The organism is Streptomyces sp. NPDC048001 (genome assembly GCF_043203115.1).
GTDB classification, from domain to species: Bacteria; Actinomycetota; Actinomycetes; order Streptomycetales; family Streptomycetaceae; genus Streptomyces; species Streptomyces sanyensis.
In genome coordinates this window covers 357,360-378,119 of the sequence record NZ_JBIDBN010000007.1, presented here as the reverse complement: position 1 = coordinate 378,119, position 20,760 = coordinate 357,360, and the positions used below count along the sequence as shown (strand labels likewise).

Sequence of the window (20,760 nt, the reverse complement as noted above, 5' to 3'; positions counted from 1 at the left end):
CGCCGATGGCGGGGTGGCCGCGCACCGGATCCGGCCGGATCCGCACCGGATCTGGTCCAGACCTCGGCCGGGGCAGCGTGGGAGGATGGGGACCCTGTCAGCGGACGCGGTGCGGCTGGGCACGGTGTCGACACGGGAAGGGGCCGGCCGGGCGGTGGCGGACAACCGGAATCTGCTCGCGGAGCAGCGGCGCGCGCTCATCCTCGACGAGGTCCGCCGCCGTGGCGGGGTACGGGTCAACGAGCTCACCCGCAGGCTCAACGTGTCCGACATGACCGTGCGGCGGGATCTGGACGTGCTGGCGCGGCTGGGGATGGTGGCGAAGGTGCACGGCGGGGCGGTCCCGGTCGTCGAGGCGAGCGGCCACGAGCCCGGGTTCGAGGTGAAGTCCTCGCTGGAGCCGACCGCCAAGGAGGAGATCGGACGTGCGGCGGCCCGGCTCGCCGCGCCGGGGAGCGCCGTGGCCCTGTCCGGCGGCACCACGACCTGCGCTCTGGCCCGTCACCTGCTGGAGGTGCCCGACCTGACGGTGGTGACCAACTCGCTGCGTGTGGCGGACGTGTTCCACACGGCCCGGCAGGCGGCCGCGGCCGAGGGGCGGCCCGGCCCGGCCCCCGCGGTGCTCACCGGGGGGATCCGCACGCCCTCCGACGCGCTGGTGGGACCGGTGGCCGACCACGCCATCCGCTCCCTCCACGTCGACGTGGTCTTCGTCGGTGTGCACGGCGTCTCCGTGGAGGCGGGGCTCACGACGCCCAACCTGGCGGAGGCGGAGACCAACCGGCGGCTGCTGGAGGCGGCCCGGCGCGTGGTGGTGGTCGCCGACCACACCAAGTGGGGCACGGTGGGGTTGAGTTCCTTCGCCGGCCTGGAGGAGGTGGACACCCTGGTGACCGACTCCGGGCTGCCCGCCGGGGCCCGCTCCGAGATCGCCGAGCATCTTCCGGGCCTGGTGGTGGCCGGGGAGACCGGCGGCGGCGGACGGGACTGAGACGATGGCCGTGTTCCGTATCGGGCGCACGACGGCCCTGCCCGCCCCGGAGTGCTGGCGGCGGGTCACCGACTGGGAGGCGCACGGCGCCGGGGTCCCGGCGACCTCGGTGTCGGTGCGGGGCCCGCTGCCGGTGGGCGAGGGCAGCACCGTGGTGGCGCGCACCGGGCTCGGGGGCCGCCTGGGGTTCGACGACCCGATGGAGATCGTGCGCTGGAGCCCGCCGTCCCCCGGCCGCGCCGGGGTGTGCCGCCTGGAGAAGCGGGGGCGGGTGGTGACGGGGTGGGCGTCGATCGAGGTGCACCCGACCTGGAGCGGTTCGGTGGTGCTCTGGGTCGAGGGACTGCGGGTCAGGGGCGTGCCCGGGCTGCTGGACCCGCTGGTCGCGCACGCGGGCAGGGCGGTCTTCGGGCGGGCGCTCGACCGGCTGCTGGCCTCGCCGCGGCGGCCGGCGCCGGAGTGAGGCGCCGGGGGCCCCGCGCCCCCGGTGCCCCCGGGCGGTCAGGCGCCCAGGCGGGCGGTCCTGAGGAACCCGTCGATCGCGGCGCTGTAGGGGCCGATGTCCAGGCCCTGCTCCGCCAGCCACGCGTCCGAGTAGTACTTGTCCAGGTAGCGCTCCCCCCCGTCGCAGATCAGGGTGACGACGCTGCCCCGCTCGCCCCGCTCGACCATCTCCGCGACGATCCGGAACGCGCTCCACAGCCCGGTCCCCGTGGAGCCGCCCGCCTTGCGGCCGATGGCCCGCTCCAGCGCCCGTACCGCGGCGACCGACGCGGCGTCCGGCACCTTCATCATCCGGTCGATGGCCCCGGGGACGAAGCTGGGCTCCATCCGGGGGCGCCCGATCCCCTCGATGCGGGATCCGCAGTCGCTGCTCGCGTCCGGGTCGGCGTGCGTCCAGCCGTCGAAGAAGCAGGAGTTCTCCGGGTCGGGCACGCAGATGCGGGTGTCGTGCTGCATGTAGTGCACGTACCGGGCGATGGTGGCCGAGGTGCCGCCCGTCCCGGCGGTCGCGACGATCCACGCGGGTTCGGGGTAGCGCTCCCGTCGCAGCTGCTGGTAGACGGACTCGGCGATGTTGTTGTTGCCGCGCCAGTCGGTCGCCCGCTCGGCGTAGGTGAACTGGTCCATGTAGTGGCCGCCGGTGCGTTCGGCGAGCGTGGCGGACTCCTCGTACATGGTCCGCGGGTCGTCGACGAAGTGGCAGCGTCCGCCGTGGAACTCGATCAGCCGGATCTTCTCCGGGCTCGTGGTGCGCGGCATCACGGCGACGAAGGGGACGCCGATCAGCTTCGCGAAGTACGCCTCGGAGACGGCCGTGGAGCCGCTGGACGCCTCGATGACCGGCTTGCCGGGGCGGATCCACCCGTTGCACAGGCCGTAGAGGAACAGCGAGCGAGCCAGGCGGTGCTTGAGGCTGCCGGTGGGGTGCGTGGACTCGTCCTTGAGGTAGAGGTCGATCCCCCACTCCTCGGGCAGCGGGAAGAGCAGGAGATGCGTGTCGGCGGACCGGTTGGCGTCCGCCTGGACCTTGCGAACGGCGTCTTTCAGCCATGCGCGGTAGGCGGAGTCGCTGCGGTCGACGTCCGCCGTGGCCTGCGGGACCTCCGTCCGCGGCCTCACCCGGACGGCGGACGGCGCGCGTCCGCCGCCCTCCTCCTCGCTCCCGGCCCCGGGGCCCACGGCTTCCCCACTCGTCCTCATCGGTACCGCCCGCCGTTCTCTCCGTGCCGCCGTCCCGTCCGGCGCCTGCCTCCACAGTAAGCCCCTCACCTGCATAAACGTTCACTTTGGGGTTCCATAGGCCTGCCTTGTGGCCGGTCCTGGCGCCGGCTACTGGTGCACGGCGGGGCGAGTGTGCAGACTTCCGGTAGGAGCCATCGAGAAGGGGGCGGAGCCATGGCGGCGACGGAGTCGGACTTCAGTGCCACGGGCGTGCGGATCGAGCGCTGGCCCCGGTCCCTGACCCGGGCCGGGCAGGTGAGGATCAAGGACGGCCGGCTGGCCCTGATGACGAGCTACGGACGGGTCATCGACAGCGCGCCGGTGCGGGCCGTGACCGCGGGGCGGCCGTGGTTCGCCGGCGAGGACAGCACAGTGGCCACCGTCAACGGCAGGCGGTACCGGCTCACCATGGGGCAGCGGGGGGGCAGGCCGGACGCCAAGGGGCTGGCCGGGCGCTTCCTGGAGGCCGTGCGCGGTGCTTCCGGCGCGGGCGAGGAGGCTGCCGCGGGCGACGGCGCGGCGGGCTGAGAACGGGCGCGGCGCGGGCGCGAGTTGCGGTGCCCCGGGTGGTGGTTCACTCTGGTCCCACATCACTCAGGGTTCCCCGGCGGTCACACGGAGATCCATCCGCTCCGCCGGGCTCGTCCGGCGGGCACCGTCTGCCGGACACCGCTTGACTCGTCTTCTTCCGGACCTCATTTCGGGGAGTCGCAGCCGTGATCAGCCAGCCCAGCAGGCACTGCACGGTGGAGCTCCAGGCCCTGCCGTCGCGGATCTGTCAGGTCCGCAGAATCATCTCGGCGCAGCTGCGCTACTGGCATCTCGATCCCCTGATCGACCAGGCAGCGCTGGGTGTCACCGAGTTGCTCACCAACGTCCACCGGCACGCCCGGCCGGACAAGACGTGCACCGTGGACGTGGAGCTGCTGCTCGACCGCCTCACGGTATCCGTCCACGACCGCGACCCGCGGCTGCCCACGGTGTGCGAGGCCGACGCCTCGGCGACCCACGGGCGCGGGCTCGCGCTGATCGCCGCCGTCAGCGAGAGCTGGGGCGTGCGTCCTCGGGGGGAGGCGGGCAAGGTCGTCTGGTTCACGCTCCCCGCCTCGTCGCCCGCGGGCACGCTGCGGGCGTATCCCGCGTCGACCGTGTACGGCGCGACCACGACGGGGCCGTTCACCGACTCACCGCGGATCGTGATCGACTCCTCGGCGAAGCCCCGTTCGGCGGTGGCGGGCTGACCGTGGCGGGCTGACCGTGGCGGGCTGACCGTGGCGGGCTGACGGTGCCGCCCGGTGCGGCGCCGGGCGGCTCGTCGGCGGGGCGCAGGTGCGGCCCTGTGCGCCCGCGGGGCGGCGGCGCGCCCGGGGCGCCGGGCGGTGCGCCGGTGCACGGGGTGCGCCCGGCACCGCCGCGCACGTCCGGCCCCTGCGCCGCCCGCCGTCAGAGGGAGTCCTCCCGCAGCAGCCGCTCCACCCGCCGCCGGGTGCGCTCCTCGTGCGCGATCCGGCCGACCAGTGCACCGCCGTAGACGACGAAACCGGCGCCGACCAGCCAGGACTGCACGACGAGGACGGTGCCGAACGGCCCGTAGGTCACGGTGTTGGTCGCGATCAGCGGTGAGAACACCAGCTGGGAGAAGACCCTCAGTCCCAGCATGCCGAGCGTGGTGGCCACCGCACCGGGCACCAGGGCGCGCCACCGCACCCTGCCGCACACCAGCACCCGCTGCGAGGCCCAGAAGAACAGGAAGGTCCCGGCGAGGTCCCCCAGCGCACCGGCAAGGGCGACCAGCCCGGACTCCTGCTCGACGGGGATATTGGTGAACACCAGCAGGAACAGCACGAGCATGGCGAGCCACACCACATGGCGCCACATCGTGTGCCATCGGGCTGTCGGCAGGTCCCACACCTTCTCGTACCCGGTCTGCACGGCGGAACCGAAGGTCAGGCCGAAGACGGCGAGGGCGGCGAGCCCGAAGGCCGTGGTGCGCTGGAGTGCCTGGCCCGGCACGCCGAAGAGCTGCTCGACCTCCTGCTGGGAGGCGGCCGAGACCCCGAGCGCCTGACCGAGCCACCGGGCGAAGCCCTCGGCGCTGACCGGGTCGGCCGCCGCCACGACGACGAGCAGGGGCACCAGGGTGAGGAAGCCGAGGGCCGCGAACCCCATGGCACGGTGCATCAGCTCCATGGAGCGCCCGCGGTTCCACGCGAGACCGACCGGCGACTCGGCCACCCTGCGGCGCACCTCGTCGAAGCGGCGCGGGCCGCGCGGCCGGGAGGGCGTGTCGGTCATATGGCGTCGACTACCCGGAGCCGGGCCCGTCCCCCGCCGGCGCTGCGCCGGACGGGTGGCCGGGGGGCCGTTCGGGTGCGGTCGGCCACCCCGCCGCGGGCCCGCGGCGGGGTCAGACGAGAACCGTCAGGGGGTCGTCCAGGATGGGCTGCCAGGCCAGCTCGGCGGCGCCCACCAGGCTGTTGTGGTCCAGGGTGCACGGCAGGATGGGCACACCGCCGCTGCGGCCCCACAGGCTGCGGTCGGCGACCACGGCGCGCAGCCGGTCGGGGTCGGCCTGGAGCAGCTCCCGGTGGAGGCCTCCGAGGATGATGCGGTCCGGGTTGAGGATGTTGACCAGGCCCGCGAGTCCGAGGCCGAGGCGGTCGATGAGCCGCTCGGCCGCGGAGCGGACGGCCGGCTCCCCGAACTCGCCGCGGAGCATGTCCCGGGACTGCTGGAGCAGGGAGACCTCCGGGCCCGGGTCGCGCCCGGCCGCGGTCAGGAAGGCCAGCGGGTCGGCCTCGACGTCCAGGCAGCCGCGGCTGCCGCAGTGGCAGGGCCGCCCCTCGGGGTTCACGGTGAGGTGGCCGACCTCCAGGGCCAGGCCGGCGCTGCCGCTGTGGAGCCGTCCGTCCAGGACCAGCGCCCCGCCGACACCGCGGTGCCCGGTGGCGACGCAGAGCAGGTGCTGCGCCCCGCGGCCCGCCCCGTGGCGGTGCTCGGCGAGCGCGGCGAGGTTGACGTCGTTGCCGGTGAACGCGGGGCCGGCGATCCCCGCCTCGGCGACCTGCTCGGCGAAGATGCCGCGCACGGGCGCTCCGGGCTGCCAGGCCAGATGCAGCGGGTTCAGCGCGGTGCCCTCGGGTTCCGCGACGGCGGAGGGGACGGCGAGTCCGGCTCCCACGCAGCGCCGCCCCGTCTCGCGCAGGAGTTGCGCACCGGCGGCGACGACCTCCCCGAGCACCTGCGCGGGGTCGGCCTGGACGGTCGTGCAGCCGGGTGCCGTGGCAACGGTCCGGCCTCCGAGGCCGATGAGCGAGGCGCGGAAGCCGTCCGCGTGGATCTGGGCGGCCAGCACCACGGGGCCGCTCTCGTCGACGGCGAGCCGGTGCGAGGGCCTGCCCTGCGAACCGGCGGCCGCGCCGGGGCGGGAGTCGACGCGGATGAGGCCGAGCGCTTCGAGCTCGGCGGCGACGGCACCCGCGGTCGCCCGGGTGACGCCCAGTTCGGCGGTGAGCACGGCGCGCGTGGGCGCCCTACCGGTGTGAACCAGTTCGAGGGCCGGACCGAGAGCGCTGCGGCCCCTGTCCAGTCGCGTCCGGGTCGTCGTCGCCTTGCCGTTCATAGGGGCGAGTCTCCCATGGTCCTGCGGGGCGCCCGCCGTTGATCCCCGACGCCGGACGGGCCGGCGGCGGTCTCCCCGTCCCGGAGGGGGCCGCCGCGTTGTGCGGGACGGGGCCGACCCTCTACCCTTCTTTTGTGCCGCTACTAAACAAACCAACCCCGGCCGATCCGGAAGGGGCGGGCACCACCAGCGCCCGCAGCCCCCTGTCCCGCGTCCGTACCGCCCTGACCGTGTTCTTCGCCCTCGACGGCCTGCTCTTCGCCGGCTGGGTCGTCCGCATCCCCGCGATCAAGGAGCAGACCGGCGCCTCGGCGAGCGACCTCGGGATGGCGCTCCTGGGCGTCTCCGCGGGTGCCGTCGCCACCATGGCCCTCACCGGCCGCCTGTGCAGGCGGTACGGATCCCCCGCCGTGACCGTGGCCTGCGCCGCCGTGCTGTCGCTGAGCATGGCGCTGCCGCCGCTGGCCCACTCGGCCACGGCACTGGGGCTGGTGCTCCTCGTCTTCGGCGCGGGGTACGGCGGCATCAACGTGGCCATGAACAGCGTGGCCGTGGACCTCGTGGCCGCGCTGCGGCGCCCGGTCATGCCGAGCTTCCACGCCGCCTTCAGCCTCGGGGGCATGCTCGGCGCCGGACTCGGCGGGCTCGCCGCCGGAAGCGTTCCGCCGTCCGTGCACCTGCCGGCCCTCGGCCTGCTCGGGCTGGCCGCCACCGCGGCGGCGGGCCCCGCGCTGCTCCGCGCCCCCTCGGCACCGGCCCGACCCGCGGACACCGTCCGCAGCACCGCGCCCGCGGCCGGGAACCGCACGACCGGGAACCGCACGCGTGTGCCCGTGCTCCTGCTGGGCCTGATCGCCCTGTGCACCGCCTACGGGGAAGGCGCCATGGCCGACTGGAGCGCCCTGCACCTGCAGCAGGACCTGCACGCACCGCCCGGTGTGGCCGCGGCGGCGTACGCGTTGTTCGCGCTGGCCATGACGGCGGGCCGGCTGACCGGGGCCCGCCTGCTGGAGCGGTGGGGGCAGACCCGCACCCTGGTCGCGGGGGGCGCCGCAGCCGCGGCGGGCATGCTCCTCGGGGCACTCGCCCCGAACGCCTGGCTCGCCCTGGCGGGCTTCGCGGCGGCCGGGCTGGGACTGGCCAACATCTTCCCGGTGGCGGTCGGCCGGGCCGGGGAGCTGGCGGGACCCGGCGGCGTGGCGACGGCGTCCACCCTGGGGTACGGCGGCATGCTCGTCGGGCCGCCCGCGATCGGCTTCCTGGCGGAGTGGTCGACGCTGCCGACGGCCCTGACCACGGTGGCGGCCCTGGCCGCCGGCGCGGCGGTGCTGGCCTACGCCACGCGGAACGCGTCGGCGCCACCCGCCCCGCGGGCACCGGAGGGCGCGACACGGCGGAGCGGCGCCGCCTCTGTCGCCGCGGGCGCGCCGGGGGCGACGGGGCCCTAGCCAGCTGCTGAGACACCCCAGGAGGGCCCGACCGCCGGTCGGGCCCTCCCCTCCTCACGTCCTACCGCCCTGCCGTGTCCTGCTGCCCTGCCGTGTCCTGCTGCTGCGGGGCGTCCGCGGGGAGGGTGCAGTGGGCCGCCTCGTGGGCCCGCTCCGCGGCGATCTCGGCGAGGCGGCGGAGGTCGTCGAGACGATCGGCGGGGGCGGGGGCGCGGAGCTGGACGTAGGTGCTGAGGCCGGAGTCACCGTAGGGGACACAGGCGGAGAAGACCGCTCCGACCCGGAGGATCTCCGGGGTTGTGGAGAAGGCCCAGCGTCCGGCGTCGAAGGGCGTCGGCCGCCGCCCGTTGGTGTTGCCGAGCACCTCGTCCCGCCAGCTCTTCTCATTGCTCCAGCCGCCCATCTCCGTGCGCACGAGAAGCAGGCGCCGGCCGTCACCACTGATGGTGCAGCCAGACAGGTGGTGGAGGTCGGTGGGGCTCGGGCTGCGGGGGGTGCCCCCTTCCCGGGAGATCCGGTAACTGGTCGCGTAGGGCAGAAGCCGGTTCAGAATTCCCGCCACCTCCGGCGAGTTCCCGAAAGACGGACAGAGTTCGGCCACCTCGACGGTCCCCTTCGGCTTCTTGAAGGGCGGAGTGTTGGTGGCGTAACTGATGCCCGCCCAGGCGGCGACCAGCGCAAGGCACACCGAGAGCGCGATGATGGCCCGCTTCCTCGTCAGCTTCATGATCACTGGTCCTTCTCCAGTGCCTTCGGCACACCCACGCCGTCGACGAAGTCCCTGATCCTGTCCTGCGCGCCGCCGAACCCGATCTCGGCTTCGCGGCCGACCAGGGCCACGATGTGCGGCGAGGGCGTCCCAGCCTGGTCGCCGGCCGCCTGTGCGGCCTTCTCCACGAGGCGGAAGGTGGAGTCGCGGGTCGCCTGGATCTCCTCGCCGTTGCGGTAGATGACCTCGTCCGAGCTGTCGCGCATCAGCCCCTCGGTGAGGCTGCCGATGATCTCGCCCGCCACCGTTTCCGCCACGCCGCCCGCGACGACCGCGCCCGGGCCGACGGCCGACGCCGTGGCGGCGCCGACGCCGATGCCCACGAGGGACTCGCCGAGTTCACCCGCCTTCGTGATGGCGTCGTTGAACTCGGCGTCCTTGTTGCCCGCGTCCAGTTCGGCCGCGTATGCCCTGCCCGCGCCCAGCGTTCCCTGGATCTCACCCGCGTTCCGGGCGATGTCCAGGATGGCAATCTCCATGTTCTGGGTGGGCGAGTAACGGGAATCCCTCACGAAAGCCTCAGGATGAGCGAAGTGGTACTCCATCGCCGATGCTGTGTAGGCATGCTGACCCACGGTGAGTGCCGCGTACCCCTCGGGGTTCTGCCCGACCACGTACATGAAGCGGGTGAGGTCCTGTTCGCCGAGCTTGGCAGCCGCCCCCTGTACCGGGTAGAGCAGGTCCTCGTTCTTGTCGGCAGGGCGCAGCCCCCGATGGATGTCCGCCATGTACTCCGCCGAGATCTGGCCGAGGCTGTCCGACATGAAGCCGTTGTCGGTGAGGCGGGAGGGGACCTCCGAGACGGACTTGACGATCTCGCTGTAGAGCTTGGCCTGGTCCTCGGTGTGGGCGGCGGTCGCGGGGGTAGGGAGTTCGCCAGCCGGATGACCGGTGGTGGCCGCCTCCAGGGCTGCGGCGAGGTAGTTCTTGCCGGCGATGCTGTCCTCGCCCTCGGAGTCCTGGTCCGGCATCCAGTTCCGTTCCTCGAAGAGGTACTGGAAGTTGGAGAGACCGATGTGACCCTTCAGGCCATCGCCGTCCGTGTCGCGCTTGAAGGGGTTGTTCTCGGTGTCCTTGCCGATGAACTCGGCGTTGAAGAACGCGGTCGCGGCGTCCGGGCTGTTGGAGAGGGCCTTCATGTAGCCGGTCATCGGATCGAAGCCGAAGTCGGTGCCGGTGGAGTTCAGGTGGGGCCAGAGGCCGCCGCCGTGGTAGCCCCAGATCTGCTCGGGCCGGCGCCCGTCACGTACGCCCTCTTGCTCCCTGGCGAGCATGTTGCGGCCGTAGCTCTCGAGGAAGTCGTCCTCGTAGTCGCCGGCGCGCATGAGGTTGCTCATCACGACGTAGCCCAAGACGCCGGTGCCGGGGCCGATCGGCTTCTCCACGGCCCGGAGCATCTCGAACTCCCAGCGCGCCATGTCGGGGCTCGCGCTCTGCGTGGCGTTGGCGAGGGTCAGGCTCAGGTGCTTCTGGAGGTCCTTGTACTGGTCGAGGCGCTTGCCGTCGGCCGGCTGGTCCCGGCTGTTCGCGTCGTTGAGGCCGGCCCAGAAGTCGAGGGTGCCCTGGGCGCCGAGCCGGTGGGCGAAGGTGGAGGAGAAGAGGTCGTCGCCGTGATATTTGGTGAGGCCGGCGAGCAGCGTGTCGAACTCGGCCGCCGTCAGCTTGCCCGGGTCCCTCTTCGCCAGGGCCGCGAGGTTCTCGGCGGTCCTCATGGCGTCGGCGGCCTGGTCGCGGTCGGCGTACGCGGCGTCGCCGAAGCCCTTGTCCGTCTGGTCGACGAGGGCGCGCAGGACCTTGGCTGCAGAGCTGTCGCTCTCGGCGGCGGCGGCGATGATCCGGTCGATCCGGTCACGGACGCCGTCGACGGTCCTCTGCTCGACCTCCTTGCCGACGTCGCCGTCCATGGCCTTGGCGATGAAGCTCTTCCCGGAGGGGACGACGGAGACCAGCTGGAGCCGGGCCGTGGCGATGGCTCCGTCCAGGTCGTTCTTGGCCTTCTTCAGCTCGCCGAGAGTGTCGCGAAGGATGTTGCGGATGGAGGTGGCCTGGGTGTGCGCGTCGGCGAACTCTCCTGCCGTCTTGTCGATGAACTTCCGCCCGACCTGCGAGTTCACGCCCTGCCAGTCCGCCTTGCCGGCGGCGCCCTTCAGGCCCTCGGTCGCGTCCTTCTCCAGCTTCTCCAGGTTGGTGACGAGGGTGTTCCAGTCGGTCAGCGCCGCGTCGAGCGTGCCGAACTTCGCGTGCAGCAGGGTGTCGAAGTCCATCACTCGCCGTCCTTCTTGCCGCCCTTGCCGTCTTTCTCGCCGTACACCTCGTTCGGCTTGCCGGGTTCGGACGCCCGCTCGTCGAAGCCGGCGTCGAGCGTCGCGATGCCGCTCATGCGCCGTTCGATGAAGATCTCGTCGCCGGCGTGGGCGTTCTTCGTGTAGTCCATGTGGTTCGAGATGTGCGCGCAGGCGTCCATGAGGTCCGCCAGCGCGGACTCCCACCTGACGGAGACGCGGCCGAGCGCGCCGCCCAGGTCGAAGCCCTGGCCGGAGAGGTCGGAGGCGGCGGAGTCGGTGGCGGCCGCGGCGACCCGGGCCTCGCGCCACAGCCGGTTGTAGAGCCCGAAGGCGTGGTCGCCGATCTTGGCGAGGTGCTCGTTGACGACCTTGAGGTCGCCCTGACGGTTGGTGGACAGCGTCTTGCCGTCCGGTTCGTCCGGTACGCGGTTCAGCTGCGTCCGGGGCGAGGAGGCTCCGACGGCCTCCGCCTTGAGTTGGCCCCATTCGTCCCATGCCATGCCGGCTCCTCCCCTTCGAACCGCCGGATCGCCCAACCGCCGATGCGGTAGCAACACCACCCGTCACCCTAGTACTCCAACAGCAGTTCGCGGCCTGACCTGGGGAAACGAGCGGGTGGGTGTGGCGGGCGGAGTGCTGTCACGGACGGCTTCCACCCGCCCGCCCCTCGAAGGAGTGCCCGCGGTGACGATGTCGCCCGGGCCGGGGAAGCCTCGGGTCGTGATCACCGAACAGGCCGAGACCTGGGACCGCGACCTGGACCACCTCTTCACCACCATCGGGCACCGTTTCGGCCGCGTCGAACCTCGTCGCCGCATGCGGGATTACGTGCGCGCGCTGCTCGCCCCGGATAGCCCGCCAGAACAGCTGGCAGCTCGCCGAACACGCCAGCCACTCCACTCCCGACGGTCTGCAGCACCTGCTCTCCTGCGTCCGTTGGAACCCCGACAACATCCGCGATGACCTGCAGGCCTACATCGCCGAAGCGGCGACGCATCGAAGTTGGCGGCAGGGTAGTGAAGTCGGGTTCCTGGCCTTGCGAGCTGAACTCAGGTGAGGTCGAAGGTGATGCTCACGGAGCCGTCCCAGTCCGGTGCCTCCACGAGCGAAAGGGTTCCATCCTCGGCCTCGACGACTCGCACCGTGATCCCGCCGCGGTCCTCACCGGGAAACGCAATGGAGAAGTGGGGATCCATCTCCATGAGGAAGTCCCAGCCCTCGCGTTGGGTCGCGTCAAGGGCGTTGGCATGCCGACCGGTTGCCCGCCAGTTACCGACCGCGTCGACAGTGACAGTGCTGTCGATGTCGTACGTTTCGAGGCAAGTCGACCGGTTGGCCCACCATTCGAGGCGGCCCTGACCCACGAATCGATCCATGAGCACACTATGCAACTGTGCAGGCCGACCGGGCGAGCCTGCACGGCCGTCGGCCGTCGTGGGGCAGGCCGCGAGACAGGACTGCGCGACGCCTCAGCAGGTGCGTATCGTCTGGCTGTCGGGGACCTGTCCGAAGACGGTGGCGTCGTTGACGTTGCCGGGCGTGACCACCTGTCGGTGATCACGCCACGGACGACCACGCCCATCCACCCGAGGCAGCAGGGACCCTGCTCGCTCCCGCGCCGCACCCGTCAAGTCACCTCGATCTACCACAAGATCAATGATCAGAGTGCTCGTGCTCGGACTCCTGCGCGGGGTCCGTCACGAAACGGCTCAGCCGGTAGGTGGTCGGCTGCCCCTGTCGCCCGCACAGCCTGTCGATCCGGATCATCGACCCGTCGAATCCTGCCTCCCGAAGACGGCGCAGCCGCGTACGCATCTCCGCCTGGTCCGGTGTCTCAACGACTGCTTCCCAGTGTCCCGCGTCCGGCGCGACGCGAGGAGCAAGCCGCTGCCGTGCGTCGTCATGCCTCCGCCTTCTCTTCCCCTGCCCTGGCACCCGCCCAGAATCACTCACCGACATCAGAACGGGCAAGGCAGTCGGACCGGGCACGTACATAGGCACTCAGCGATCATTTGCCAGACAGACCTTGCTCGGGCCGCGGAGTGCGGTTCTGCGTCCGGGTTGGTGCGTGACCCGCCACGCCGCGGACCCACAGTCTCCCGATGCTTCCCGCCCCGCCCGGTGCCGCCGGTCCGCCCGGTCGTCGCCGGGCCTCCTGTCCCCACCGGGACACCCACGCGCGCCCACCCGCGCCTCCCTTCCGTGGTAGCCGCGCCAGTCACGGCGTCATCGTCCGTCCGGGGGATTGTGACGTCCGGTCAGCTTCGATGCCGTTGGTGCGGAATACGATCAGGGGATGCGAGCTTCAGGAACGTTCACCGTTGCCGACTTCACGCCTGCGCAGGTACCCGGCCCGCAGATCGAGACTGCGGTGCCCGTGGGGGTGTCCACGATGGAGAAGAAGTTCGAAGGCGAGGTGACCGGGCGTTCGACGACGCTGTTCACCGCTGCCTTCGACCAGTTCACCGCGACGGGCACGTATCTCGCGATGGAGTCCTTCGAAGGGACACTCCGCGGCCGGGCGGGCTCCTTCAACTTCGCTCATGCCGCGACCACCCTGGGCGACGGTGGCCGTACGGACGAGTTCTTCGTCGTCGCTCCGGGCAGCGGTACGGGTGAACTGGCCGGGATCTCCGGCACCGGGGGTATGAAGGTCGAGGCGGACGGCACGCACCGGATCTGGTTCGACTACGACCTCGGCCAGTAGCGCTGCACGTCAAGCACCCACGGTGCACGGCCGAAGTCGCCCGCCGACCTGAGGCGGTGGTGCACCTGCTGCGCCGGGTTCCAGGGCAAGAGCGAGCCCAGCGCCGCCCCGGGTCGTCGGGAGCGGGGCGACCGGTCTCCGCACGGACCGGTCGCGGTCGTCCGCGGCCCTCGCGGCGCTCCGGTGCCGGGGGGTGCCCGCCCGGCGGGCGGCGGCGCCCCGGAGGCGTCAGTCGGGGGGTGCCACCGGTTCGAGCAGGCCGATCTCCGCACCGAGGCGCCCGGCGGCGTGGGCGAAGAACACCTCGCGCTCCTCGACGAGCCGGTGGAACTGGCCGAAGAGCTCGAACGAGATCAGGCCGAAGAGCTGGGCCCAGGCGGCGACGAGGGCGTTGACGACGGCGGGCGGCAGGTCGGGGGCGAGTTCGCCGCCGATCCTGCGGGCCTCGTCCGAGAGCGTGCCGGGCAGTCGCGGCGGGGCCAGGCCCTCGCCGCGGTGGGCGTCCTGCGCGATGGTGATCAGGACGCGCCCGACCCGTGACGCGGGTCCGATGGTGTCGGCGGGGGCGGAGTACCCGGGCACCGGGGACCCGTAGATGAGGGCGTACTCGTGGGGATGTGCGAGGGCCCACCGTCGGACGGCCGTGCAGACGGCGGTCCAGCGCCGCAGTTGGAGGCCCCGCGCCGGCCCCGCGGCGGAAGCGGGCTCCACCCGCAGGTCTGCCGCGGCCTGCTCCGCCGCGGCGCCGATCGCGTCGTAGGCGTCGATGATCAGTGCGGTGAGGAGGTCGTCGCGGCTCGGGAAGTAGCGGTAGAGGGCCGAGGAGACCATGCCCAGTTCGCGGGCGACGGCTCGCAGGGACAGCTTGGCGGCGCCCTCCGCGCCAAGTCGTCGGCGCGCCTCCTCCTTGATGGCTGCGGTCACTTCGATACGGGCCCGCTCCCGGGCCCCGCGGACGGTGGTCATGCGAGACAGGCTCTCACGTTTCAGAGCAATGACCCAAAAGGAGAGCACCGCTCTTGCTTTGGAGCACTCGACTCGTGCACACTGCTCACAAGCGAGAGCACTGCTCTCGAATCGGAGCAGATCGAGGTGGGCCACCCATGTCGCAGCAGCAGCCGTACTACCGCGAGGCCGGAGCCGTCGCCCGCCGCTTCAACCGGGCCGTCGGCTGGCTGGCACGCCATGGGATCAGCCTCCTCGGCACCGCCGAACTCTCGGTCCGGGGCCGCAAGAGCGGCACCATGCAGCGCGTCCCCGTCAACCAGCACATCCACGAGGGCGTCCCGTACCTGGTGTCGGCCCGGGGGCACTCGCAGTGGGTCCGCAACATGCGTGCCGCGGGCGGGGGCGAACTCCGCGTCGGCCGCACGGTCCGGAGCTTCACCGCCGTGGAGGTGGGCGACGACGAGAAGCCCGCGATCCTGCGTGCCTACCTGAAGAAGTGGGGCTGGGAGGTCGAGCAGTACTTCCAGGGCATCACGGCGGCCTCGTCCGACGAGGACATGCGTGCGGCCGCGCCCGACCACCCGGTCTTCCGGCTCACGGTCAGGGGGTGAGGCCCTGCGGGCGCCCACGACCCGGCCGGGCGGCAGCAGGGCAGGGCCGCGCCGACCGCTGCCCCGGCCCGGCGCGGGCGCGGCGTCCGACCCGGCGCCGCCCCGGCGGGTGACCCGGCTGGTGACCCGGCGGGGGACGCCCATGGACGGCCGACCGCGGAAGGGGACGGCCGGGGGGCCGCGCATACCGCGCTGCCGGTCACCCGGCACACCGACCGGCAGGGCCCACGTTCGGCGCCGTTGGCCCCGGCGCTCCTGACACTCCCGGCACCCCTGGCGGTGCGGGGACACACGGGTCGGGCCGCACCGCCTGCCCCCGCACCGCCCTCCGTTCGACCTCGACCGCACCCGGTTGGACGTGCCAGGTGCCGGGGTGCCCGCGGGCATCGCGGCGCGGGGCGGGCCGCCCTCCGCGGCCTGCACGGACTCCGAACGCACAGCCGACCGCGCACGTCGGCCGGCACCGAGCCCCCTCGCCTGGCAGGCCGCCGCATCCACGGGGCACCTGGCACCCCCGCGCCCTCCCCTACCGCCACGGGCAGGGACGGCCGGGCGGCGGCTCCGCCCGACGGCCCGCCACGGATCACCGCGGATCGCTGCGGCTCCGCCCAACGGCCCACCGCGGCCCACCACCGCCCACCGCAGATCACCGCGGGGTCCGCCGGCCGCGGGGCGTGACCCGCAGGACGGCCCCCCTATCCGCGCCTGCCGTCCAGCAGGTCCAGGGCACGCCGCGCCAGGGGACGGGTGCGCACCAGGCCCGCGAGGGTGGTCGTGCCGCGGGTGATGTCCGCGAAGGCCGTCCAGGCCGGCCGGAAGCCGGTGAGCACCGCGTGCAGCAGCCCCGGCCGGCGTTCGAAGAGGGCCAGCATCCGCCGTCCCACGGCCATCTCCACCCCGAGCCCCGCCTTGATCGCGAAGGCGTAGTTGAGCGCCTGCCGACGCGCGTCGACGGCGTCGTGCGCCTCCGCGATGCGGACCGCCCACTCCCCCGCGAGGCGCCCCGAGCGCAGGGCGAAGGAGATCCCCTCCCTGGTCCAGGGCTCCAGCAGCCCCGCGGCGTCGCCGCAGACCAGCACGCGGCCCCGCGAGAGCGGGGAGTCGTCGCTGCGGCAGCGCGTCAGATGCCCCGAGGAGACGGACGGTTCGAAGCCCGCGAGGCCCAGACGGGCCACGAAGTCCTCCAGGTAGCGCTTGGTCGCGGCGCCCTCGCCGCGGGCCGAGATCACGCCGACCGTCAGGGTGCGCCCCTTGGGGAACACCCAGCCGTAACTGCCGGGCAGCGGCCCCCAGTCGATGAGGACCCGGCCGGCCCAGTCCTCCGCGACGGTCTCGGGGACGGGGATCTCCCATTCGAGGCCCAGGTCCACCTGGTCGAGCTTGACGCCCACATGGGCGCCTATGCGGCTGGCGCTGCCGTCGGCGCCGACCACGGCCCGCGCCAGGACCCTCTCCTCGCGCTCCTTGCCCTCTCCGGCCCGGGCCAGCACCACGGCGACCGTCCGCCGGTCCGGCACGCCCGGCCCGTGCTGCTCCACACGGGAGACGGCGACGCCCGTGCGGACGACGGCCCCCGCCTTCTCCGCGTGCTGGACGAGCTGCGCGTCGAACTCCGGCCGGTTGATCAGCCCGAAGAGCATCCGCCGCGAGCGCCTGGTGCGCGCCATACGGCCGCCCAGCGAGAAGGTGACGGCATGGACCCTGTCCTGGAGCGGCAGTTCGAAGCCGGGCGGGAGGCTGTCGCGGGAGGGACCGATGATGCCTCCACCGCAGGTCTTGTACCGGGGCAGTTCGGCCTTCTCCAGCAGCAGGACCCGCCGTCCGGCCACCGCCGCCGCATAGGCCGCCGAGGCTCCCGCCGGGCCCGCGCCGACCACGACGACGTCCCACACCGAGCTGTCGTCAAGCTCATCTGCCGCCGCTGCTCCGGTGGCATCGTTCTCGCTGCTCACGATGTACTTCTGCTCCCGATCCGACCTGTGGCCCTAGCTCTCGACGGCATCCTACGGCGCGGTACACCCCTACCCCCTGTGGGAGGATCGACCACACATTCGCTGTACACACATCGCACAACGTCGCACCCACAAGGAGCGTGCCCATGACCGCGAACCCGATCGCCGAGAGCGTCGCCTCCCTGATGCCCCGCGCCCGCGCGGAGCTCGCCGAGCTGGTGGCCTTCGAGTCGGTCGCGGACGAGGCGGTGGCCCCGCGCAGCGAGTGCGAGGCAGCCGCCCGCTGGGTGGCGGACGCCCTGCGTGCGGAGGACTTCCGGGAGGTGGCCCTGCTGGACACCCCGGACGGCTCCCAGTCGGTGTACGGCGTGCTGCCGGGCCCGGCGGGCGCCCCGACGGTGCTCCTCTACGCCCACTACGACGTGCAGCCGAAGCTGAACGAGGCCGCCTGGCTCAGCCCGCCGTTCGAGCTGACCGAGCGCGACGGGCGCTGGTACGGGCGGGGTGCGGCGGACTGCAAGGGCGGGTTCATCATGCACCTGCTGGCCCTGCGTGCGCTGAAGGCGAACGGCGGGGTGCCGGTGACGGTCAAGGTGATCGTGGAGGGATCCGAGGAGCAGGGCACCGGAGGGCTGGAGCGCTACGCCGAGGCGCACCCGGAGCTGCTGGCGGCTGACGCGATCGTCATCGGCGACACCGGCAACTTCCGGGTGGGCCTGCCGACGGTGACCGCGACGCTGCGCGGCATGACCATGATCCGCGTCCAGGTCGACACCCTGGAGGGCAACCTGCACTCCGGGCAGTTCGGGGGTGCGGCGCCGGACGCGCTCGCGGCGCTGATCCGCGTACTGGACTCGCTGCGGGACGAGCACGGCTCGACGGTGGTCGACGGCCTGCCGGCCCGTGCGGAGTGGGAGGGTCTGCAGTACCCGGAGGAGGACTTCCGGCGGGACGCCCGTGTGCTGGACGGTGTCGCCCTGCCGGGCTCCGGCACGGTGGCCGACCGGATCTGGGCACGTCCCGCGGTGACCGTGGTCGGGATCGACTGCCACCCGGTGGCGGGCGCGACGCCGTCGATCCCAGCCACCGCCCGTGCGCAGATCAGCCTGCGCGTGCCGCCGGGCCAGGACGCCGCCGAGGCCACCGAGCTGCTGTACGCCCACCTCCAGAAGCACACCCCGTGGAACGCGCGGGTGACGATGGAGCAGGTGGGCCAGGGGCAGGCGTTCCAGGCGGACGTCACCAGCCCGGCGTACACCTCGATGGCCGAGGCCATGCGGGTGGCGTACCCGGGTGAGGAGATGCAGAGCTCCGGCATGGGCGGCTCGATCCCGCTGTGCAGCACGCTGGCCGCGCTGTACCCGCAGGCGGAGATCCTGCTGATCGGGCTGAGTGAGCCGGAGGCCCAGATCCACGCGGTGAACGAGAGCGTGTCCCCCGAGGAGCTGGAGCGGCTGTCGGTCGCGGAGGCGCTGTTCCTGGGCAACTACGCCCGCTCGCGGCACGCCTGACGCCCCGCGGGCCCTCCCGGCACCGGAGCGCAGGCGGCCGCACCGCCGGTGCCGGGAGGGGCCCGTGGGCGACGCTCCCCCGCGCCCCGCGTCGCGTGACCGGCCCGGCACGCGGTGCGGGGCGCCGTACGGGACCGGACGGCCGCCCGGCCCCGTACGGCGTGCGCCGGGGCCTATCCCGGAAGGACGTCCTTCAGGAACAGGATGCCGTCGGCGCCGGACAGGCCCTCCGGGTCGAGCGGGGCGTAGCCGAACCAGGGCGAGCTGCGGGGCCGGAGCCGGGCGGGGCCGAGGGCGGCGGCGAGCCGCGGGGTGCCGGCCAGGCAGCGCTCCTCCGGGAGTGCGTAGAGCAGTCCTTCGAGGGTGTCCGGCGGCGGGGTGTCCACACCCCGGTGGCGGATCGTGCCGAGGGCGGTCGCGAGGAAGGCGTACTCCTCGCCGAGCCGGGCGCTCACCAGCGCGCCGGCGCTCCACCACTCCAGGGGCCGCCCGCCCATGTTCATGCTGCTCTTCTCCCGCTGGAGATGGGAGTTGTGGGCGTGGACGAGCGCAGGGCCCCGGGCCGCGAGGGCGAGAAGGTTGCGGGCCATCATGCGGTCGCGCAGGCCCACCAGCCGCGTCATGCGGGCGGGTGAGGTGTCGGCCATCCAGTGGTGGTAGCGCAGCAGGCCGGTGGCGGTGCGGCCGTACAGCCGCGCCCGGTCCCAGTCCTCGCGGGAGGTGGCCGCGAGCAGGTGCGGCGTCTGCTCGTCGAGCAGCGCCACCAGGTCGTCGGCGAGCACCTGGAGGCGGACGGCCTCGGCCGAACGGCCCACGGACCGGGCGGGGTCGGTCATCGCCGCGGGCTCGGTCCACCGCTCGTCGGGGCCGAGCAGGGAGGCGAGTTCCCCGCCGGTGCAGGGGAGCAGATCCGCCTCCACCCGGGCGGCGAGGTAGCCGTGGAGTGCGGCGAGGGCCCATCCGGGGCTCGCGGCCCCGGTCATCTCCAGAGGGCCGTCGACACCGGCGAAGCGGACCCGTTCGGGGGCGGGTCGGCCGTGGTTGCGGGCCCGCATCCAGCGCACGAGGTCCCGGTTGGCCGCGGAGGCCCCCCAGCCGTGGCTGAATCCGTGCTCCATGGCCCGGTCCAGGGTGCCGGTCCCCGTGGTGACGTAGTCGTCCACGACGAGAGCGCGCAGGCAGTCGCTCTCGACGGCGATCGTCCGGTAGCCCTCCTCCTCGACGAGGTGCCGGAAGAGTTCGTTGCGCAGGTCGAGCAGCGCCTCCTCACCGTGGGTGGGCTCGCCCAGGGCGAGCAGCCGCGGCCGTACGGGGAGCAGCCCCAGGGCCGCGGTCGCCTCGAAGGCGTGGACGAGGTGTGTGACGCCGATTGCCATGCCTCAACGGTATCGTTGAACATTCGGTTGAGACTTTTCCCGAAGAGCGGCGGCTTCATGGGGCGAAACCTTCAAACGGGCGGACGGCTCAGGCCGATCGATCTGGCGCGTGGTCACGGCCTGTCCACACAGGCGGTCAGGAACTACGAGGAGGCCGGAGTCCTTCCGGCCGCCGCCCGAACGGCCCACGGACACCGGATCTACACCCCGCTGCACGCGGCGGCGCTGCGCGCGTTCCTCGCCCTGCTGCCGGGCCACGGCCACTCCGCCGCGGCGTCGATCATGCGGGCCGTCCACGGGGGCGCGACCGGCGAGGCGTTCCGGCTGATCGACGAAGGGCACGCCCGGCTGCTGGAGGACCGCAGGACCCTGGACGCCGTGGAGAGGGCGCTGCGCGACCTGGACTCCTCCGGGCGCGGTGCGCAGGACCGTGCCGGTGGACCGCCCGGGCACGGCGGGGTGTTCATCGGGCCGCTGGCCGGGAGCCTCGGTGTGCGGCCGGCGACGCTGCGCGTATGGGAGCGTGCCGGGCTGGTGCAGCCCCGCCGGGAGCCGCGGACGGGCTACCGCGTCTACGACGAGGCCGCTGTGCGCGACGCCCGGCTCGTCCACCAACTCCGGCGGGGCGGCTACCTGCTGGAGCAGATCGCACCGCTGATCGCCCGGGTGCGGACGGCCGGGGGTCTGGAGCCCCTGAGGGGTGCGCTGGACGACTGGCGCGCCCGCCTCGCGGGCCGGGGACGGGCGCTGCTGGCCGGGGCCGCCGAACTGGACGCGTACCTGCGCGAGCGCGGATGAGCGCCGCCGGCCCGGGC

Annotated in this window: 19 protein-coding genes and 2 pseudogenes; 10 read left to right on the top strand and 11 right to left on the bottom strand. The window is 73.2% G+C overall.

Going from position 1 to position 20,760, the window contains the following annotated elements:
* Positions 1–154 precede the first annotated feature (154 nt).
* Together ACGF15_RS15715 and ACGF15_RS15710 are read left to right on the top strand one after the other, a co-directional pair.
* Positions 155–991, top strand: coding sequence for a DeoR/GlpR family DNA-binding transcription regulator (locus ACGF15_RS15715; RefSeq protein ID WP_362608865.1), 837 nt, complete (start codon positions 155–157; stop codon positions 989–991).
* Positions 992–995: 4 nt separating this feature from the next.
* On the top strand, positions 996–1,454 hold the full coding sequence (locus tag ACGF15_RS15710; RefSeq protein ID WP_345614755.1) for an SRPBCC family protein: 459 nt from the start codon (positions 996–998) through the stop codon (positions 1,452–1,454).
* A gap of 38 nt (positions 1,455–1,492) precedes the next feature.
* Here the strand turns inward: ACGF15_RS15710 and ACGF15_RS15705 are convergent, their stop codons facing one another.
* Complete coding sequence (locus ACGF15_RS15705; protein ID WP_362608841.1) at positions 1,493–2,695, bottom strand: PLP-dependent cysteine synthase family protein; 1,203 nt, start codon at positions 2,693–2,695, stop codon at positions 1,493–1,495.
* Between the two features lie 195 nt (positions 2,696–2,890).
* Between ACGF15_RS15705 and ACGF15_RS15700 the strand changes: the two genes are divergently transcribed.
* Positions 2,891–3,244, top strand: a complete 354-nt coding sequence (locus ACGF15_RS15700; protein WP_345614757.1) for a hypothetical protein — start codon at positions 2,891–2,893, stop codon at positions 3,242–3,244.
* A 188-nt stretch (positions 3,245–3,432) separates the two neighbouring features.
* A complete protein-coding gene (locus tag ACGF15_RS15695; RefSeq protein ID WP_345614758.1) occupies positions 3,433–3,957 on the top strand; it encodes an ATP-binding protein in 525 nt (174 codons plus the stop codon).
* A gap of 202 nt (positions 3,958–4,159) precedes the next feature.
* On the opposite strand, the gene ACGF15_RS15690 is transcribed toward ACGF15_RS15695, so the two are convergent.
* Together ACGF15_RS15690 and ACGF15_RS15685 are read right to left on the bottom strand one after the other, a co-directional pair.
* Positions 4,160–5,011: a YhjD/YihY/BrkB family envelope integrity protein gene (locus tag ACGF15_RS15690; protein WP_376427838.1), complete on the bottom strand. Its 852-nt coding sequence runs from the start codon at positions 5,009–5,011 to the stop codon at positions 4,160–4,162.
* A gap of 112 nt (positions 5,012–5,123) precedes the next feature.
* Positions 5,124–6,338 (bottom strand): ROK family protein, encoded by a 1,215-nt coding sequence (locus tag ACGF15_RS15685; RefSeq protein ID WP_345614759.1) that lies wholly within the window; start codon positions 6,336–6,338, stop codon positions 5,124–5,126.
* A 134-nt stretch (positions 6,339–6,472) separates the two neighbouring features.
* On the opposite strand from ACGF15_RS15685, the gene ACGF15_RS15680 reads away from it, so the two are divergent.
* Complete coding sequence (locus ACGF15_RS15680) at positions 6,473–7,786, top strand: MFS transporter (RefSeq protein ID WP_392799373.1); 1,314 nt, start codon at positions 6,473–6,475, stop codon at positions 7,784–7,786.
* Between the two features lie 61 nt (positions 7,787–7,847).
* Here the strand turns inward: ACGF15_RS15680 and ACGF15_RS15675 are convergent, their stop codons facing one another.
* The 3 genes from ACGF15_RS15675 to ACGF15_RS15665 are packed head-to-tail and all read right to left on the bottom strand — an operon-like array spanning position 7,848 to position 11,340.
* Complete coding sequence (locus tag ACGF15_RS15675; protein WP_362608834.1) at positions 7,848–8,513, bottom strand: hypothetical protein; 666 nt, start codon at positions 8,511–8,513, stop codon at positions 7,848–7,850.
* Positions 8,514–8,515: 2 nt separating this feature from the next.
* Positions 8,516–10,819, bottom strand: a complete 2,304-nt coding sequence (locus ACGF15_RS15670) for a hypothetical protein (protein WP_392799369.1) — start codon at positions 10,817–10,819, stop codon at positions 8,516–8,518.
* Positions 10,819–11,340, bottom strand: coding sequence for a hypothetical protein (locus ACGF15_RS15665; RefSeq protein WP_362608830.1), 522 nt, complete (start codon positions 11,338–11,340; stop codon positions 10,819–10,821). The genes ACGF15_RS15670 and ACGF15_RS15665 overlap by 1 nt, the downstream gene beginning before the upstream one ends.
* Positions 11,341–11,560: 220 nt before the next feature.
* Here ACGF15_RS15665 and ACGF15_RS15660 point away from each other — a divergent pair.
* Positions 11,561–11,825, top strand: a pseudogene (locus ACGF15_RS15660) (transposase); the annotation flags it as partial.
* Between the two features lie 64 nt (positions 11,826–11,889).
* On the opposite strand, the gene ACGF15_RS15655 reads toward ACGF15_RS15660, so the two are convergent.
* Both ACGF15_RS15655 and ACGF15_RS15650 read right to left on the bottom strand, forming a co-directional pair.
* On the bottom strand, positions 11,890–12,216 hold the full coding sequence (locus tag ACGF15_RS15655; RefSeq protein ID WP_392799366.1) for a hypothetical protein: 327 nt from the start codon (positions 12,214–12,216) through the stop codon (positions 11,890–11,892).
* A 165-nt stretch (positions 12,217–12,381) separates the two neighbouring features.
* Positions 12,382–12,489 (bottom strand): annotated as a pseudogene (locus tag ACGF15_RS15650) (IS5/IS1182 family transposase); the annotation flags it as partial.
* A gap of 647 nt (positions 12,490–13,136) precedes the next feature.
* On the opposite strand from ACGF15_RS15650, the gene ACGF15_RS15645 reads away from it, so the two are divergent.
* Complete coding sequence (locus tag ACGF15_RS15645; protein WP_392799363.1) at positions 13,137–13,547, top strand: DUF3224 domain-containing protein; 411 nt, start codon at positions 13,137–13,139, stop codon at positions 13,545–13,547.
* A 228-nt stretch (positions 13,548–13,775) separates the two neighbouring features.
* Here ACGF15_RS15645 and ACGF15_RS15640 read toward each other — a convergent pair whose 3' ends face one another.
* Positions 13,776–14,513: a TetR/AcrR family transcriptional regulator gene (locus tag ACGF15_RS15640; protein WP_392799360.1), complete on the bottom strand. Its 738-nt coding sequence runs from the start codon at positions 14,511–14,513 to the stop codon at positions 13,776–13,778.
* Between the two features lie 137 nt (positions 14,514–14,650).
* Here ACGF15_RS15640 and ACGF15_RS15635 point away from each other — a divergent pair, with 137 nt between their 5' ends.
* The gene (locus ACGF15_RS15635; RefSeq protein ID WP_345614769.1) at positions 14,651–15,106 is read left to right on the top strand and encodes a nitroreductase family deazaflavin-dependent oxidoreductase; all 456 of its coding nucleotides are present in this window, start codon (positions 14,651–14,653) and stop codon (positions 15,104–15,106) included.
* Positions 15,107–15,801: 695 nt separating this feature from the next.
* Here ACGF15_RS15635 and ACGF15_RS15630 read toward each other — a convergent pair.
* The gene (locus ACGF15_RS15630; protein WP_345614770.1) at positions 15,802–17,058 is read right to left on the bottom strand and encodes a geranylgeranyl reductase family protein; all 1,257 of its coding nucleotides are present in this window, start codon (positions 17,056–17,058) and stop codon (positions 15,802–15,804) included.
* Between the two features lie 146 nt (positions 17,059–17,204).
* Here ACGF15_RS15630 and ACGF15_RS15625 point away from each other — a divergent pair, with 146 nt between their 5' ends.
* Complete coding sequence (locus tag ACGF15_RS15625) at positions 17,205–18,569, top strand: dipeptidase (RefSeq protein WP_345614771.1); 1,365 nt, start codon at positions 17,205–17,207, stop codon at positions 18,567–18,569.
* A 173-nt stretch (positions 18,570–18,742) separates the two neighbouring features.
* Here ACGF15_RS15625 and ACGF15_RS15620 read toward each other — a convergent pair whose 3' ends face one another.
* Entirely contained in the window at positions 18,743–19,945 is a 1,203-nt protein-coding gene (locus tag ACGF15_RS15620) for an erythromycin esterase family protein (protein WP_392799355.1), read from the bottom strand.
* Positions 19,946–20,002: 57 nt separating this feature from the next.
* On the opposite strand from ACGF15_RS15620, the gene ACGF15_RS15615 reads away from it, so the two are divergent.
* The gene (locus ACGF15_RS15615; RefSeq protein ID WP_362613358.1) at positions 20,003–20,743 is read left to right on the top strand and encodes a TioE family transcriptional regulator; all 741 of its coding nucleotides are present in this window, start codon (positions 20,003–20,005) and stop codon (positions 20,741–20,743) included.
* The last annotated feature ends 17 nt before the right edge of the window (positions 20,744–20,760 follow it).

What these genes read in the sequence shown, in the direction of transcription:
- ACGF15_RS15670 (WP_392799369.1), bottom strand. Translation starts at nt 10,819, where the DNA reads ATGGACTTCGACACCCTGCTGCACGCGAAGTTCGGCACGCTCGACGCG.
- ACGF15_RS15705 (WP_362608841.1), bottom strand. Translation starts at nt 2,695, where the DNA reads ATGAGGACGAGTGGGGAAGCCGTGGGCCCCGGGGCCGGGAGCGAGGAG.
- ACGF15_RS15700 (WP_345614757.1), top strand. Translation starts at nt 2,891, where the DNA reads ATGGCGGCGACGGAGTCGGACTTCAGTGCCACGGGCGTGCGGATCGAG.
- ACGF15_RS15665 (WP_362608830.1), bottom strand. Translation starts at nt 11,340, where the DNA reads ATGGCATGGGACGAATGGGGCCAACTCAAGGCGGAGGCCGTCGGAGCC.
- ACGF15_RS15655 (WP_392799366.1), bottom strand. Translation starts at nt 12,216, where the DNA reads ATGGATCGATTCGTGGGTCAGGGCCGCCTCGAATGGTGGGCCAACCGG.
- ACGF15_RS15625 (WP_345614771.1), top strand. Translation starts at nt 17,205, where the DNA reads ATGACCGCGAACCCGATCGCCGAGAGCGTCGCCTCCCTGATGCCCCGC.
- ACGF15_RS15645 (WP_392799363.1), top strand. Translation starts at nt 13,137, where the DNA reads ATGCGAGCTTCAGGAACGTTCACCGTTGCCGACTTCACGCCTGCGCAG.
- ACGF15_RS15710 (WP_345614755.1), top strand. Translation starts at nt 996, where the DNA reads ATGGCCGTGTTCCGTATCGGGCGCACGACGGCCCTGCCCGCCCCGGAG.
- ACGF15_RS15640 (WP_392799360.1), bottom strand. Translation starts at nt 14,513, where the DNA reads ATGACCACCGTCCGCGGGGCCCGGGAGCGGGCCCGTATCGAAGTGACC.
- ACGF15_RS15620 (WP_392799355.1), bottom strand. Translation starts at nt 19,945, where the DNA reads ATGGCAATCGGCGTCACACACCTCGTCCACGCCTTCGAGGCGACCGCG.
- ACGF15_RS15615 (WP_362613358.1), top strand. Translation starts at nt 20,003, where the DNA reads ATGGGGCGAAACCTTCAAACGGGCGGACGGCTCAGGCCGATCGATCTG.
- ACGF15_RS15690 (WP_376427838.1), bottom strand. Translation starts at nt 5,011, where the DNA reads ATGACCGACACGCCCTCCCGGCCGCGCGGCCCGCGCCGCTTCGACGAG.
- ACGF15_RS15635 (WP_345614769.1), top strand. Translation starts at nt 14,651, where the DNA reads ATGTCGCAGCAGCAGCCGTACTACCGCGAGGCCGGAGCCGTCGCCCGC.
- ACGF15_RS15685 (WP_345614759.1), bottom strand. Translation starts at nt 6,338, where the DNA reads ATGAACGGCAAGGCGACGACGACCCGGACGCGACTGGACAGGGGCCGC.
- ACGF15_RS15675 (WP_362608834.1), bottom strand. Translation starts at nt 8,513, where the DNA reads ATGAAGCTGACGAGGAAGCGGGCCATCATCGCGCTCTCGGTGTGCCTT.